This is a genomic window from Pseudomonas uvaldensis (genome assembly GCF_021271205.1).
GTDB classification, from domain to species: Bacteria; Pseudomonadota; Gammaproteobacteria; order Pseudomonadales; family Pseudomonadaceae; genus Aquipseudomonas; species Aquipseudomonas uvaldensis.
Map to the genome: position 1 here is coordinate 611,314 of NZ_JAIWKS010000003.1, position 14,438 is coordinate 625,751.

Annotated in this window: 11 protein-coding genes; 6 read left to right on the forward strand and 5 right to left on the reverse strand. The window is 62.4% G+C overall.

Annotated features, from left to right (window positions below; all coding sequences use genetic code 11):
* Positions 1–29: 29 nt before the first annotated feature.
* The 5 genes from LCU97_RS09350 to gap form a co-directional block, all read right to left on the reverse strand.
* Complete coding sequence (locus LCU97_RS09350) at positions 30–608, reverse strand: biliverdin-producing heme oxygenase (protein WP_053153117.1); 579 nt, start codon at positions 606–608, stop codon at positions 30–32.
* Positions 609–697: 89 nt separating this feature from the next.
* A complete protein-coding gene (locus LCU97_RS09355) occupies positions 698–3,292 on the reverse strand; it encodes a TonB-dependent receptor (RefSeq protein WP_232776183.1) in 2,595 nt (864 codons plus the stop codon).
* Positions 3,293–3,411: 119 nt separating this feature from the next.
* Positions 3,412–4,374, reverse strand: a complete 963-nt coding sequence (locus tag LCU97_RS09360; protein WP_232776191.1) for a FecR family protein — start codon at positions 4,372–4,374, stop codon at positions 3,412–3,414.
* Between the two features lie 62 nt (positions 4,375–4,436).
* Positions 4,437–4,955 (reverse strand): RNA polymerase sigma factor, encoded by a 519-nt coding sequence (locus LCU97_RS09365; protein WP_232776193.1) that lies wholly within the window; start codon positions 4,953–4,955, stop codon positions 4,437–4,439.
* 202 nt (positions 4,956–5,157) lie between these two features.
* The gene (gap, locus tag LCU97_RS09370; protein WP_232776195.1) at positions 5,158–6,159 is read right to left on the reverse strand and encodes a type I glyceraldehyde-3-phosphate dehydrogenase; all 1,002 of its coding nucleotides are present in this window, start codon (positions 6,157–6,159) and stop codon (positions 5,158–5,160) included.
* Positions 6,160–6,378: 219 nt separating this feature from the next.
* On the opposite strand from gap, the gene edd reads away from it, so the two are divergent.
* The 6 genes from edd (at position 6,379) to LCU97_RS09400 (ending at position 14,368) form a co-directional block, all read left to right on the forward strand.
* The gene (edd, locus tag LCU97_RS09375; RefSeq protein WP_053153133.1) at positions 6,379–8,205 is read left to right on the forward strand and encodes a phosphogluconate dehydratase; all 1,827 of its coding nucleotides are present in this window, start codon (positions 6,379–6,381) and stop codon (positions 8,203–8,205) included.
* Positions 8,202–9,161 carry a glucokinase gene (locus LCU97_RS09380; RefSeq protein ID WP_053153136.1) on the forward strand — a complete coding sequence of 320 codons (960 nt, stop codon included), beginning with the start codon at positions 8,202–8,204 and terminating at the stop codon, positions 9,159–9,161. The genes edd and LCU97_RS09380 overlap by 4 nt, the downstream gene beginning before the upstream one ends.
* A gap of 183 nt (positions 9,162–9,344) precedes the next feature.
* Complete coding sequence (locus tag LCU97_RS09385) at positions 9,345–10,076, forward strand: response regulator (protein WP_053153139.1); 732 nt, start codon at positions 9,345–9,347, stop codon at positions 10,074–10,076.
* Positions 10,066–11,535: an ATP-binding protein gene (locus LCU97_RS09390; protein ID WP_053153142.1), complete on the forward strand. Its 1,470-nt coding sequence runs from the start codon at positions 10,066–10,068 to the stop codon at positions 11,533–11,535. The genes LCU97_RS09385 and LCU97_RS09390 overlap by 11 nt, the downstream gene beginning before the upstream one ends.
* 172 nt (positions 11,536–11,707) lie before the next feature.
* On the forward strand, positions 11,708–12,967 hold the full coding sequence (locus LCU97_RS09395; RefSeq protein WP_232776197.1) for a D-mannose isomerase: 1,260 nt from the start codon (positions 11,708–11,710) through the stop codon (positions 12,965–12,967).
* A 114-nt stretch (positions 12,968–13,081) separates the two neighbouring features.
* A complete protein-coding gene (locus LCU97_RS09400; protein WP_053153266.1) occupies positions 13,082–14,368 on the forward strand; it encodes an ABC transporter substrate-binding protein in 1,287 nt (428 codons plus the stop codon).
* Positions 14,369–14,438 lie beyond the last annotated feature (70 nt).

A 14,438-nucleotide genomic window follows, 5' to 3' on the forward strand; every position in this document is an offset into this window, starting at 1 on the left:
CGCATTCCACATCAGGTTGTGGTAACCGTTCAGGCCAGTTCAGTTGTGTAAGCCCGCTCCAGCAACACGGTAAACCGGTTGAAGGCATCCAGCGCACCTTTGTCCGCCTCGGCTTCCTGCTGTTCGGTCAATGCCAGCCCGTCGAGAATCCGGGTGAAGGTTTTCCAGCCTTCGGCGCGACCGCCCGGCGGTTCGGCGAGGTGACGGGCGCCGAAGGTTTCGCTCATGCCCAGGGCCACGGCGCGTTTGATCAGGAACGCAGCGCCAAGCTTGGAACCCTCGGACACGAACAACCAGCCCAGGGCCTCGGCCTGGGTCGGGTTTTTCACGGCGCCGGCCACTGCCGCCGGCACTTCAGTGTCAAGGTCCGCCAGATCGGCCTTGGCCGCTTCGGCACGGCAGCGGGCCGGCAGGTCGGGAATCAGGGCGGACAGCTCCGGGTCGTTGTACAGATCCATCAGTTCCGACTGGAACAGGTACTGGGCGACGACGAAGCGAGCGAAGCTGGCCGGCGTTTCGAACGGCGCGTGGGCCTTGACCAGGGCGTCGAGCTTGCTGTGCGGTTCGTGGGTGATCTGGTTCAGGCGTTGGGAACGTTGGGGACTCATGAATATTCCTTTGAATGAAAGCAGGTACTCGGTTCCTTTGCAGGCGCAAGCGTTCGCCTGCAAAGGATTCGTCTGGCGGAGTGACCGGGTCAGATGTCCCAGATCAGATTCACCGCGAAATTGCGCCCCGGCGCGGTCAGGCGATCGAGGTTGGCGGGGTTCAGCACCGCTGCTTCGCCGACGCTGTCGTAGCCGCGCACGTTGTCCCACAGCCAGTATTTCTTGTCGGTCAGGTTGTAGAGCCCGCCACTGAGCGTGACGTCGTCGGTCACTTTGTAAAACCCGGTCAGGTCGAGGATGCCGAAGCCCGGTGTCTTGAACTGGCTGCTGACGCCATCGGGGGAGTTGAAGTTGCTGTCGTCGACGCGGTTCTTTTTCCGGACCAGGGTCCAGCTGAGCAGGGTGCCGTAATCGTCCTGGTCATAACCCAGGCCGAACACGCCGGTCAGCGGGTTGACGCTGTTGATCGGCTGGCCGGTGTCGTTGTTGCGACCGTAGGCATAGGCCACCGAACCCTGGGTATACAGGCCCTGTGGCGCGCCGAACACGTCCAGGTCCAGGCGTCCCTTGACCTCGGCGCCCTTGATGGTGGCGTGCTTGATGTTGTTGCTCTGGAAGGTCAACTGATTGGCCCCCGGGGTGATTGCATCTTCGTTGATGAAGTCGCGGTACTTGTTGTAGAAGACGGCTACGTCGAACGAGCCGGCGTCGAAACGCCCCCGCAGGCCGGTCTCGTAGCTTTTGCTTTTTTCCGGCTCCAGGTCGGGGTTGGGTTCCACGCTGTAGCCGGCGTCGGGGTTGTCGAAGCGCCCGTACAGGGCCTTGGCGGTCGGTGTGCGGAACCCTTCGGCGTACTGGCCGTACCAGGTGTACTGGTCGGTGAAGGCGTAGGTCAGGCCGAACTTGGGCGAGACGCGATGCCAGGTCTTGTTGCTGTCACTGACTTCGCCGCCACCGGTGGGGTCAACGGTGCTGAGGAATGCCTCGGTGAGGTGCGGCTTGAGGCGGGTGTGGTCGTAGCGCAGGCCCGGGGTGAAGGTCCACTTCTCCCAACTGATCTGGTCCTGGGCGAACAGGCTATAGGTATTGATGGTCGGGTCCGGGAAGTCGCTGGCTTTTGCCAGCACGTCGCGGGTGCTGATGGCTCCTACAGTCGGACAGCCCACGCCGACCGCCAGGCAGACGCCATTGCCGCTGCGCGAGCCAGTGACTTTCTGCTGCTTGAGGGTGGTGCCATAGGTCAGCGCGTGGTCGGTCTGGGCGATGCTGAAGGCTTTTTCCAACTGCGCGTCGAAGATCCACTGTTTTTCTTCATAGAGGGTATTCCGGGTTCGCAACACCTGGCGGGTGATGGGGAAATAGAACTCGGCGGTGCTCTGGTCGGTCTTGGCGATCTGGTGGTTCAGGCTCCATTTCACGCGGTCGGCCAGCAGGCTGTCGAGGGCGAAACTGTGTTCCAGGCCGAAGCGCTCGCGACTGATGGTGTCGTTGCCGGTGCGCCACTGGTACATGCCACCAGGCAGCACGAAAGGGGGAATGGCCGGCTGGCCGTTGGCATAGGGGCCGCCATAGGCGCTTTTCAGATCGCTGTCGCGGTCGTCCTTGTACTTCTCGTAGACCAGCCCCAGGCGCGAATCTTCGTTGTAATTCCAGCCCAGTTTGGCCAGTACATTGTTGGCGCGTACGTCTTCCGGGTTGGCCGCGGTGCGCTCCAGGCCGGTGCCGTTGTGGCTGCCGTAGGATTCGGTTTCATGACCGTCGCGCTGGCTGTAGTGCAGCAGGCCATCGAATGCACCGCTGCGGCCGGCGACGGTGGCGGACTTGAGCCAGCTCTCGTCGGCGGAGCTGTAGCCGGTTTTCAGCCGGGCGCCGACGTCGTTGCCCGGCTTGATGATGTCGTCCGGGTCCAGGGTGAAGTAACTGACGGCACCGCCGATGGCATTGCTGCCGTACAGCACTGAGGCCGGGCCGCGCAGGATCTCCACGCGCTTGACGATTTCCGGGTCGACATAGTTGCGCTGGGTCTTGGCGTAGGGGCCGTTGAAGAAGCTGTCGGGGATTTCCACGCCGTCGACCTGAGTCAGGATCCGGTTACCGTCGATGCCGCGGATGTTATAGCCGCTGATACCGCCGCGCTGGCCGGCACCCCCCACTGAGACACCGGGTTCGTAACGCACCAGATCTTTGATGGTGTTGACGTTGTGACGGTCCAGCGCCTGCCGATCATGGACCGTGACGGTGCTGGGTACGCGGGTGATGGCTTGTTCCTGGCGGGTGGCGCTGATGGTCACCTGCTCCAGGTTCAGCACGCTGCCGGTGTCGTTCTTTACCAGGACAACGTTGTTGCTGCTCAGTTTGCGATAGCCGAGGTTGGTCCCCACCAACAGGCGCTCCAGAGCCTTTTCCGGCGATAGCGAACCGTTCACGCCGGGCGAGGCGACGCCTTCGGCCAGTTCGGCCGACAGACCCACCTGCCAACCCGTGACCGCGGTAAAGGCATTCAGGGCCGAAACCAGCGGTTGCTGGGCGATGGTGAAGGTGTAGTCGCCCATGTTGTGCGTCGACGATTGCGCGGCGGTGGCGGCCAGGGCGGTCGGGACGCTGCCGGCCATCAGGATGGCGGCGGTCAGCAATGACAACGTGCGGGTAGGGGCGAGGAACCGGCAAGTAAGGCGAGAGGACATCGATAGCGCTCCGTGTCGCATCTGTTATAGGTGCAGATCGGCATCTGTAGATGCGAATCAATTGCATTGGCTATAACGAGACGAACCAGCTCACGCTATCGAGTAAAAATAATGCTCCTTCAGTTCAGGATGACCAGGGCTGGGAATTCCTGGACCCGTGCCGAGGTGATGTGGGCCAGCGAGCGCACCACGTCCAGCGGTTGGTCGAGGCGGTAATTGCCGGTCACCGTGATATGGGCCAACTGCTCGTTGCGATTGATGATCCAGCCGGGGTAGTAGCGCTGCAGTTCGGCCAATACCTGGTCCAGCGATCGATTTTCGAATACCAGCCGTCCCTGGACCCACGCCAGATCGGTGCCGGCATCGAGCCTCGCCGGGCGATCGAAGCCGTTGGGGCCGATGCGGATGCTTTCCCCGGCCGAGAGTCGTACATGGGTGTCGTTGCGGTTGGCCCGCAATTCCACATCGCCGCGCTGCACCTGGACTTGGGTGACGCCGTCGAGATAGCGCATCGCGAATGCAGTGTCGCTGACGCTGGCGATGACCGGGCCGGCTTCGATTTCCAGGGGCAGGCTGTGATTGCCCGGTACCTCGAAGAACGCTTCGCCCTTGTACAGCCGGGCCATGTGCCGTTGTCCGTTGAAGGTACTGGAGAAGGCTGAGTCGGTGTTGAGCAGGACTTTGGAACCATCCTCCAGTTGCAGGCGCTGGCGCTCGCCGACCACGGTCAGGTGATCGGCCTGGAAGCGCAGGGGCAGGTCGCTGAAATTGAACAGGCCCAGGAACAGCACGGCCGCTGTGGCCAGCGGTTTCCAGTGGCTACGCAAACGTGACAGCGCGGTGACCCTTGGCCGGGCCTGCAACTGGCGCGCACTTTCCAGTACCTGCGGGCCGTCCCAGATGGTCTGTGCCCTGACAAACGCTTCGCCATGGCGCGGATCGGCCGCCAACCAGTCCTGGAATTGCCGTGTCTGCTCCTGGCTGGGGTTCTCCAACAGGATCAGCCAGTCCAGCGCCTGCTCCATGGCATGGGCGGTGTCCGGGCGAGTCGTCGGCTCAGCGGCGCGGTGAGAGTCTGTCACGGTAAGACCTCGTCGTGGGCGGCAAGTGGCGCAGTTTACCGCTTGGGGCTTGTGGCTTGCAGCTAGCTATCGGAGTGACGCTCGGCCACGCCGATACAGATCGCCATGATCAGCTTCAGTTCCTTTTGCACGGTGCTCAGTGACACACCCAACCGTTCGGCGATGTCCTGGTAACCGTAACCCTGCAGGCGGTTGAGAATGAAGATCTGCTGCTGGCGCGGACTCAGCGCTTGCAGACTGGCGTTGAGCCGTTCGAGCATCTGCCCGGCGTGAGCGGCATCTTCGGCGCTGCCCTGAGGGGCGACCACATTGTTCACGACCTCCACCGGCACATCTTCCAGCAGCGTCCGGGACTGGATGCGCCGGGCGCGCAAATGATCCAGCGCCAGGTTGCGCGCGGTCTGGAAGACGAAGGGTTCGAGGTGATCGACCGTACGTTCGTTCAACGCACGGGTGACCCGCAGGTACGTTTCCTGAAGCAGGTCTTCGGCAGTGCTGGGGTTGTTGACCATTCGCTCCAGGGTGCGCAGCAGCGGTATGCGCTGGGCGAGGAAGACATGGTGAAAGTGCGATTGACTCACGGTAGGGCCCGATTCGGTTTGCCTAGATGATAATGCTTATCATCTAGGCAAATGGTCAAGCCTCGAATCAAGGGCCGCTCCCGAATCCTGTGGGAGCGGGCTTGCTCGCGAAAGCGATTTCACATTCAACACCCATGTTGCCTGGCCCACCCTCTTCGCGAGCAAGCCCGCTCCCACAGAACGGCTCAGTCGTGTTCGTGGTTTACTCGGCGTTACACAACGCCAGGCAGTTATCCAGCATGCGGTTGGAGAAGCCCCACTCGTTGTCGTACCAGGCCAGTACCTTGAGCAGCTTGCCGCTGACCTTGGTGTGGTTGGCGTCGAAGATCGATGACAGCGGGTTGTGGTTGAAGTCACTGGAAACCAGCGGCAGGGTGTTGTAGCCGAGGATCTTGGAATGTTGGCTGGCCTGACGCAGCAGGGCGTTGACTTCGTCGGCCGAGGTGTCGCGCTTGAGCTGCACGGTCAGGTCCACCAGGGACACGTTGATCACTGGCACGCGCACGGCCATGCCGGTCAGCTTGCCTGCCAGTTCCGGCAGCACCAGGCCCACCGCTTCGGCGGCGCCGGTCTTGCTCGGGATCATGTTCTGGGTGGCTGAACGGGCGCGGTACGGGTCGCTGTGGTAGACGTCGGTCAGGTTCTGGTCGTTGGTGTAGGCATGGATGGTGGTCATCAGGCCGCTTTCGATGCCCAGCTCGCGGTGCAGCACCTGGGCCACCGGGGCCAGGCAGTTGGTAGTGCACGACGCGTTGGAAATGATCTGGTGGGACTGGCGCAGGATGTCGTGGTTAACGCCATACACCACGGTGGCGTCGGCGCCCTTGGCCGGGGCCGAGATGATCACCTTGCGGGCGCCGGCGCTGATGTGCGCGGCGGCCTTGGCGCGGTCGGTGAACAGGCCGGTGCATTCGAACACCACGTCGATCTTCTCGGCGGCCCAGGGCAGTTCGGCCGGGTTGCGGATGGCGCTGACCGAAATGCGGTCGCCATTGACCGTCAGGCTTTCATGATCGTGCTGTACATCGGCATCGAATGTGCCGTGAACGGTGTCGTACTCGAGCAGGTGAGCATTGATTGCACTGTCACCCAGGTCGTTGATCGCGACGATCTGCAAGTCGCGGCGGTAGCCTTGGGTATACAGTGCACGGAGGACGTTGCGGCCGATGCGGCCAAAACCATTGATTGCGATTCGAAGAGTCATTAACTGCGCCGCCGTCGATTTGTTGTTGGAATTACAAGATTATTCGCATAAAAATAGAAAACAAGCCTTTTTGATGGCAATATTTTGTTTTATCTACAACGAGTGACCTGAATCAACTGGTCCGAGTGGTCATCAAACCGTCCGTCGCCCAACGCGCCGAGGGGTTTTGACCAGCATAGACAATCAGGTCGCCACACCCGTTAGCCTGGAGTTCTACACATGCATCCCCGCGTACTTGAGGTCACCGAACGGCTTATCGCCCGCAGCCGCGCCACGCGCGAGGCCTACCTTGCATTGATTCGCGGTGCAGCCAGCGACGGGCCGATGCGCGGCAAGTTGCAGTGCGCCAACTTCGCCCACGGTGTGGCCGGTTGCGGCAGTGAAGACAAGCACCACTTGCGGATGATGAACGCCGCCAACATCGCCATCGTGTCTTCCTACAACGACATGCTGTCGGCCCATCAGCCCTACGAAACCTTCCCGGAACAGATCAAGAAAGCCCTGCGCGAGATCGGCTCGGTCGGCCAGTTCGCCGGCGGCACGCCGGCGATGTGCGATGGCGTGACCCAGGGCGAGGCCGGGATGGAACTGAGTCTGCCGAGCCGCGAAGTGATTGCCCTGTCCACGGCGGTGGCGTTGTCCCACAACATGTTCGACGGCGCGCTGATGCTGGGCATTTGCGACAAGATCGTGCCGGGCCTGATGATGGGCGCGCTGCGCTTCGGCCACTTGCCGACGATTTTCGTGCCCGGCGGGCCGATGGTTTCGGGCATTTCCAACAAGGAAAAAGCCGACGTGCGCCAGCGCTACGCCGAAGGCAAGGCCACCCGCGAGGAGCTGCTGGAATCGGAGATGAAGTCTTACCACAGCCCCGGCACCTGTACCTTCTACGGCACCGCCAACACCAACCAGTTGCTGATGGAAGTGATGGGCCTGCATTTGCCGGGCGCTTCGTTCGTCAACCCGAACACGCCGTTGCGCGATGCGCTGACCCGCGAAGCGGCGTTCCAGGTCACGCGTCTGACCAAGCAAAGCGGTAACTTCATGCCCATCGGCGAAATCGTCGACGAGCGGGCGCTGGTCAATTCCATCGTTGCGCTGCACGCCACCGGCGGTTCCACCAACCACACCCTGCACATGCCGGCCATCGCCATGGCGGCGGGCATCCAGCTGACCTGGCAGGACATGGCCGACCTCTCCGAGGTGGTGCCGACCCTCAGCCACGTCTACCCGAACGGCAAGGCCGACATCAACCATTTCCAGGCGGCGGGGGGCATGTCGTTCCTGATCCGCGAACTGTTGGAAGCCGGTCTGCTCCACGAAGATGTCAACACCGTGCTCGGCCGCGGCCTGAGCCGCTATACCCAGGAGCCGTTCCTGGAGGATGGCAAGCTGGTGTGGCGCGATGGTCCGATCGAAAGCCTCGATGAAAATATCCTGCGTCCGGTGGCTCGGGCGTTCTCTCCCGAAGGCGGCCTGCGCGTGATGGAAGGCAACCTGGGGCGCGGCGTAATGAAAGTCTCGGCGGTGGCCCTGGAAAACCAGATCGTCGAAGCGCCGGCCATGGTGTTCCAGGATCAGCAGGATCTGGCGGATGCGTTCAAGGCCGGGTTGCTGGAGAAGGATTTTGTCGCGGTCATGCGCTTCCAGGGCCCGCGCTCCAATGGCATGCCGGAACTGCACAAGATGACGCCGTTCCTGGGAGTGCTGCAGGATCGCGGGTTCAAAGTCGCGCTGGTAACCGACGGGCGGATGTCCGGCGCATCGGGGAAGATCCCGGCGGCGATCCACGTCAGCCCCGAAGCCTATGTCGGTGGCGCGTTGGCTCGGGTGCAGGAGGGGGATATCATCCGCGTCGATGGCGTCAAAGGCACCCTGGAACTGAAGGTGGACGCCGAGGAATTCGCCGCACGCGAACCTGCCAAGGGCCTGTTGGGCAACAACATCGGCACCGGTCGCGAGCTGTTCGGCTTCATGCGCATGGCGTTCAGCTCGGCAGAGCAGGGCGCCAGCGCCTTCACTTCTGCCCTGGAGACGCTTAATTGAAACTGGCTTTGGTCGGTGACATCGGTGGGACCAACGCACGCTTTGCGCTGTGGAAAAACGACACCCTGGAAAACATCCAGGTGCTGGCGACGGCGGATTACGCCTGCCCGGAAGATGCGATCCAGGTGTACCTGAGCGGCCTGGGCCTGAAGCCGGGCGCCATCGGTTCGGTGTGCCTGTCGGTGGCCGGTCCCGTGAGCGGCGATGAGTTTCGTTTTACCAACAATCACTGGCGCCTGAGTAACCTGGCGTTCTGCCGGACCCTGCAGGTGGAGAAGCTGTTGCTGGTCAACGATTTCTCGGCCATGGCCCTGGGCATGACCCGTTTGCGTCCCGACGAATATCGGGTCGTGTGCGAAGGCACCCCGGAGCCGATGCGTCCGGCGGTGGTGATCGGGCCGGGCACCGGGCTGGGCGTCGGCACGCTGCTGGATCTGGGTGAGGGCCGTTTCGCCGCGTTGCCGGGGGAGGGCGGCCACGTCGACCTGCCTCTGAGCAGCCCGCGGGAAACCCAACTGTGGCAGCACATCTACAACGAGATCGGCCACGTCAGCGCCGAAACCGCCTTGAGCGGCAGCGGTTTGCCTCGGGTGTACCGGGCCATTTGCGCAGTCGACGGCCATGTGCCGGTACTCGATACCCCCGAATCCATTACCGCGGCCGGCCTGGCCGGCGACCCCATCGCCCTGGAAGTGCTCGAGCAGTTCTGCCGCTGGCTGGGGCGCGTGGCTGGCAACAACGTATTGACGTTGGGCGGACGCGGCGGTGTCTACATCGTCGGTGGCGTGGTTCCGCGCTTTGCCGATTTCTTCCTCGAAAGCGGTTTCGCCCGTTGCTTCGCCGACAAGGGCTGCATGAGCGATTACTTCAAGGGGATTCCGGTCTGGCTGGTCACCGCACCATACTCTGGCCTGATGGGGGCTGGGGTGGCCTTGGAGCAGTCCGCACAAGTTTAAGATTTGAAATGCAGTCCCCTGTGGGAGCGGGCTTGCTCGCGAAAGCGGTGTTTCATTCAACATTTTCGTCGACTGACACGCCGCTTTCGCGAGCAAGCCCGCTCCCACAAGGGGTTGCGGTGTTTATAGATCCGGCTCATCAGGCATAATCCGCCCCAACCCAAACAACAAGGATGAGGCCCCGTGAGTTCAGTGAACAAATCGATTTTGTTGGTCGACGACGACCAGGAGATTCGCGAGCTGCTGGACACTTACCTCAGCCGTGCGGGATTCCAGGTGCGGACTACCCCCGATGGAGCCGGGTTTCGCCAGGCGCTGAACGAAGCGCCGAGCGACCTGGTGATCCTCGACGTGATGCTGCCCGACGAGGACGGTTTCAGTCTGTGCCGTTGGGTTCGCCAGCACCCGCGCCAGGCCCATGTGCCGATCATCATGCTCACCGCCAGCTCCGACGAAGCCGACCGTGTCATCGGCCTGGAGCTGGGGGCCGACGACTACCTGGGCAAGCCGTTCAGCCCGCGGGAGCTCCAGGCGCGCATCAAGGCCTTGCTGCGGCGGGCCCAGTTCGGACAGGAGCGTGGGGGCAGCGAAGTGTTGGCCTTCGACGAGTGGCGGCTTGACATGGTCAGCCATCGGCTGTTTCACGCTGACGGGGAAGAGGTGATCCTTTCCGGTGCCGATTTTGCCCTGCTCAAGTTGTTCCTCGATCACCCCCAGGAAATCCTCGACCGCGACACCATCGGCAACGCGACCCGCGGCCGGGAGTTGATGCCGCTGGACCGGATCGTCGACATGGCGGTCAGTCGGCTGCGCCAGCGTCTGCGCGATACCGACAAACCGCCACGGCTGATCCGTACGGTGCGCGGCAGCGGTTATCAATTGGCGGCCAATGTGGTTGCCAGCAATGGTCACTGACTGGCTTCGGAAACTCGCCCGACGGCTGCCGGTGCCCCGTTCGTTGTTGGGACGGATGCTGCTGCTGACCCTGTTGGTGGTGTTGTTCGCCCAGACCTTGTCCAGCCTGATCTGGGTGTCGCAACTGCGCGCCACTCAGCTTGAGGGCCTGGTGACCAGCGCCCGCAGCCTCGCTCATTCGATGACCGCCAGTGTCAGTTATTTGCGTTCGCTGCCGGTCGCGTACCGGCCGCTGGTGCTGGACCAGTTGCGCAGCATGGGCGGAACGCGGTTTGTCGTCACGCTCAACGACAAACCCCTGGGCATGGATGTCCTGCCCGTTACACCGCGTAAACTGGCGGTGCTCCAGGCGGTGGACGAGGTGCTGCGACGCTCCTTGGGCAATAACGCCGATATTTCCGTCAAGTTTGTCAGCCCCGAAGACCTGCGGATCTTCAATGGTGGACTCAAGCTCGATGAGTTGCCCCGTTCATGGGCTCATTACGCCCTGACCCTTGAGCCGGTGAACCCGCCGGTACTGGTCACGCAAATTCAGATGGCGCCGGGTGAATGGCTGTACATCGCTTCGCTGCTACCCGAACCCTACACCAGTCTCGAAGAGCAAGACCTGCCCAAGCAGCAGGTCGGCTTTATCGTGCTCACCAGCAGTCTGTTGCTGTTGTTCATCGGCTTGCTGGTGCATTGGCAGAGCCGGCCCCTCAAGCGCTTGGCCCGGGCGGCGCGGAACATGTCGTTGGGCGCCGAAGTGGAGCCGGTGCCCGAGGGCGGCGGCAGCGAAGTGGTAGAGGTGGGGCGGGCTTTCAATGCCATGCGCGAGCGCATCAGCCGTTACCTGACCGAACGCAGCCAATTGTTCAGCGCCATTTCCCACGACTTGCGGACACCCATCACGCGCCTGCGGCTGCGGGTCGAACTGCTGGAGGACGAGAACCTGCAAGCCAAGTTCGGCCGTGACCTGGACGAGCTGGAACTGCTGGTCAAGGGCGCGCTGCAGTGTGTGAAGGACACCGATATCCACGAGAACATCGAACCGGTGGACCTCAACCATGTGCTCGATTGCCTGGTGGAACCTTACGTGGCACCCAACGGCAACGGTCGCGTCACCCAGGATGGCCGGGCGCTGGCGCCGTATCCCGGCAAGCCGCTGGCCCTCAAGCGCTGCATTGGTAACCTGATCGACAACGCGCTGAAATACGGGCAGAACGCCCACCTGCACATCGATGACGATGAAACCGCATTCATCCTGCACGTCGACGACGAGGGGCCGGGTGTACCGGAGCAGCGCCTGGAACAAGTCTTTGAACCACACTTCCGCCTGGCCGGGCAACAGCAGGGCTATGGTCTGGGCCTGGGCATCGCCCGCAACATTGCCCATAGCCATGGTGGCGAGGTGAGCTTGCAGAATCTGCGCGAAGGGGGTTTGCGAGTGACATTGCAGTTGCCGCGCAGTGCTGATTGATCACGCCGCGTTATCGTTCATCGCGAGCCTGCTCGCGATGACGTCAGTAGCCTCACCACTCTTCTCAGGTAAATGTCACAAGACGGTGACATAACTCCCCCCTTTCGTTACCTGCCCGCACCGACCCCTTGTTTAGACTCCCTGCGTCAAAACAACAAAAAAGGTATTCCCGATGGACACCTTCCAACCGGCTTTCAGCAGTTGGCTGAACGCTCCTGCCCACCAGCAATGGCTCGCCGCCGAAGGCTTGCGGCTGCTGGCATTCGCCAGAGCGTCGAGGCTGCCGGTCGGCTTCGGCAACCTTGACGAACTGGGCCGTTTGCCGGCCGGGGCCCAGGCCGAAACCATGAACACCGCACGCATGACCCACAGCTTCGCCATGGCCCACATCCAGGGCCTGCCAGGCTTCGCCGAGCTGGTGGATCACGGCATCGAGGCCCTCAGCGGCCCGCTGCGGGACGCCGAGCACGGCGGTTGGTTCGCCACTGCGCAACCCACCGAGGACAACCCCGGCAAAGCCGCTTATCTCCACGCGTTCGTCGCCCTGGCTGCCAGTTCAGCCGTGGTGGCCCGGCGTCCCGGCGCCCAAGCGTTGATGGACGAAGCCGTGCGGGTCATCGACGAGCATTTCTGGAGCGAGGAGGAGGGCGCCCTGCGCGAATCCTTTTCCCGTGACTGGCGTGACGAAGAGGCCTATCGCGGCGCCAACAGCAACATGCACGCCACTGAGGCCTTTCTTGCTCTGGCCGATGCCACTGATGACCCCCGCTGGCTGGCCCGTGCGCTGCGTATCGTCGAGCGGGTGATCCATGGCCATGCCGCCGCCAACGACTACCTGGTGGTGGAACATTTCGACCGCGACTGGCAACCGCTGCGCGAATACAACCACGACAACCCCGCTGATGGCTTCCGGCCCTACGGCACCACGCCCGGCCATGGTTTCGAGTGGGCGCGCCTGCTGTTGCACCTCGAAGCGGCGCGGGTGCGGATCGGCATGCTGACCCCGGGTTGGCTGGTCCAGGACGCGCAAAAACTCTTCGAACGGAACTGCCGCCACGGCTGGGAGGTCGATGGTGCGCCCGGCATTGTCTACACGCTGGACTGGGATAATCGCGCCGTGGTCCGCCATCGGCTGCATTGGGTGCATGCCGAAGCGGCCGCCGCTGCCAGTGCCTTGCTCAAACGGACCGATGAAGCTCAATACGAAACCTGGTACCGATGCTTCTGGGAGTTCTGTGAGCGCCATTTCATCGACCGTTGCAACGGCAGCTGGCACCACGAGCTCGATCCACGGAACCGCCCAAGCGCCGATATCTGGCCGGGGAAGCCGGACCTGTATCACGCCTGGCAGGCGGTACTGATTCCGCGACTGCCCCTGGCGCCCAGCATGGCGTCGGCCCTGGCGGAATATTCCAGCCTGGTCGCTGTGTAACCGTGTCGTGACATAGACGCATCCCTTCGTTACCTGCGAAGGGATTTCCCCTGATTAGAATCCATGCAGCGCAAGCATCAGACTTGCATGCATAACAACAAGAAAGGTACTCAGATGAACGCGATCAATCGCCTCGCCGTTGCTGTTTCCATTGCCTCGTTGTTCCCCCTCAGTGCTTTTGCCGCCGACTCGAAAGGGACGGTCGAAGTGGTGCATTGGTGGACCTCGGGTGGTGAGAAGGCGGCTGTAGATGTCCTGAAGGCCCAGGTCGAGAAAGACGGCTTCACCTGGAAAGACGGTGCCGTCGCAGGTGGCGGTGGCGCCACGGCCATGACCGTGCTGAAAAGCCGCGCGGTGGCCGGCAACCCGCCAGGCGTTGCCCAGATCAAAGGTCCGGACATTCAGGAGTGGGCATCCACTGGCCTGCTCGACAGCGACGTCCTGAAGGACGTTGCCAAGCAAGAGAAGTGGGATTCGCTGCTCGACAAGAAAGTCTCCGACACCGTCAAGTACGAGGGTGATTACGTCGCCGTGCCGGTGAACATCCACCGCGTCAACTGGCTGTGGATCAACCCTGAAGTCTTCAAGAAGGCCGGCATCGAAAAAGCGCCGACCACCCTCCAGGAATTCTACGCCGCCGGCGACAAGCTCAAGGCAGCGGGCTTCATTCCCCTGGCCCATGGCGGCCAGCCTTGGCAGGACAGCACGGTGTTCGAAGCCGTGGTGCTGTCGGTCATGGGCCCCAAGGGCTACCAGAAGGCCTTGGTCGAGTTGGACAAGGACGCTCTGACTGGGGCTGACATGATCGAGGCGCTGACACAGCTGAAGAAAGTCGCGACCTACATGGACGCGGACGGCAAGGGCCAGGACTGGAACCTGGAAGCGGCCAAGGTCATCAACGGCAAGGCCGGCATGCAGATCATGGGCGACTGGGCCAAAAGCGAGTGGACCGCGGCCAAGAAAGTCGCCGGCAAGGATTACGAATGCGTAGCCTTCCCGGGCACCGACAAGGCCTTCACTTACAACATCGACTCCCTTGCGGTGTTCAAGCAGAAGGACAAGGGCACTTCGGCCGGTCAGGAGGATATCGCCAAGGTCGTCCTGGGTGAAAACTTCCAGAAGGTCTTCAGCATCAACAAGGGTTCGATCCCGGTGCGTAACGACATGCTCAAGGACATGGCTAAGCACGGTTTCGACTCCTGTGCCCAGACCGCGGCCAAGGACTTCCTGGCGGACGCCCAGACCGGCGGCCTGCAACCGAGCATGGCGCATAACATGGCGACCACGCTGGCTGTACAAGGCGCGTTCTTTGACGTGGTGACCAACTATATCAACGACCCGAAAGCCGACCCGGCCGATGCTGCGAAGAAGCTTGGCGCGGCGGTTCAGTCGGCAAAGTAAACGGGTAGCAACGCTGTCCCTGTGGGAGCGGGCCTGTGGGAGCAAAGCTTGCTCGCGATGAACATAACGC

Bases quoted from the DNA above. Each gene is read 5' to 3' on its own strand.
- LCU97_RS09350 (WP_053153117.1), bottom strand. From the start codon at position 608: ATGAGTCCCCAACGTTCCCAACGCCTGAACCAGATCACCCACGAACCG.
- LCU97_RS09355 (WP_232776183.1), bottom strand. From the start codon at position 3,292: ATGTCCTCTCGCCTTACTTGCCGGTTCCTCGCCCCTACCCGCACGTTG.
- gap (WP_232776195.1), bottom strand. From the start codon at position 6,159: ATGACTCTTCGAATCGCAATCAATGGTTTTGGCCGCATCGGCCGCAAC.
- edd (WP_053153133.1), top strand. From the start codon at position 6,379: ATGCATCCCCGCGTACTTGAGGTCACCGAACGGCTTATCGCCCGCAGC.
- LCU97_RS09390 (WP_053153142.1), top strand. From the start codon at position 10,066: ATGGTCACTGACTGGCTTCGGAAACTCGCCCGACGGCTGCCGGTGCCC.
- LCU97_RS09395 (WP_232776197.1), top strand. From the start codon at position 11,708: ATGGACACCTTCCAACCGGCTTTCAGCAGTTGGCTGAACGCTCCTGCC.
- LCU97_RS09400 (WP_053153266.1), top strand. From the start codon at position 13,082: ATGAACGCGATCAATCGCCTCGCCGTTGCTGTTTCCATTGCCTCGTTG.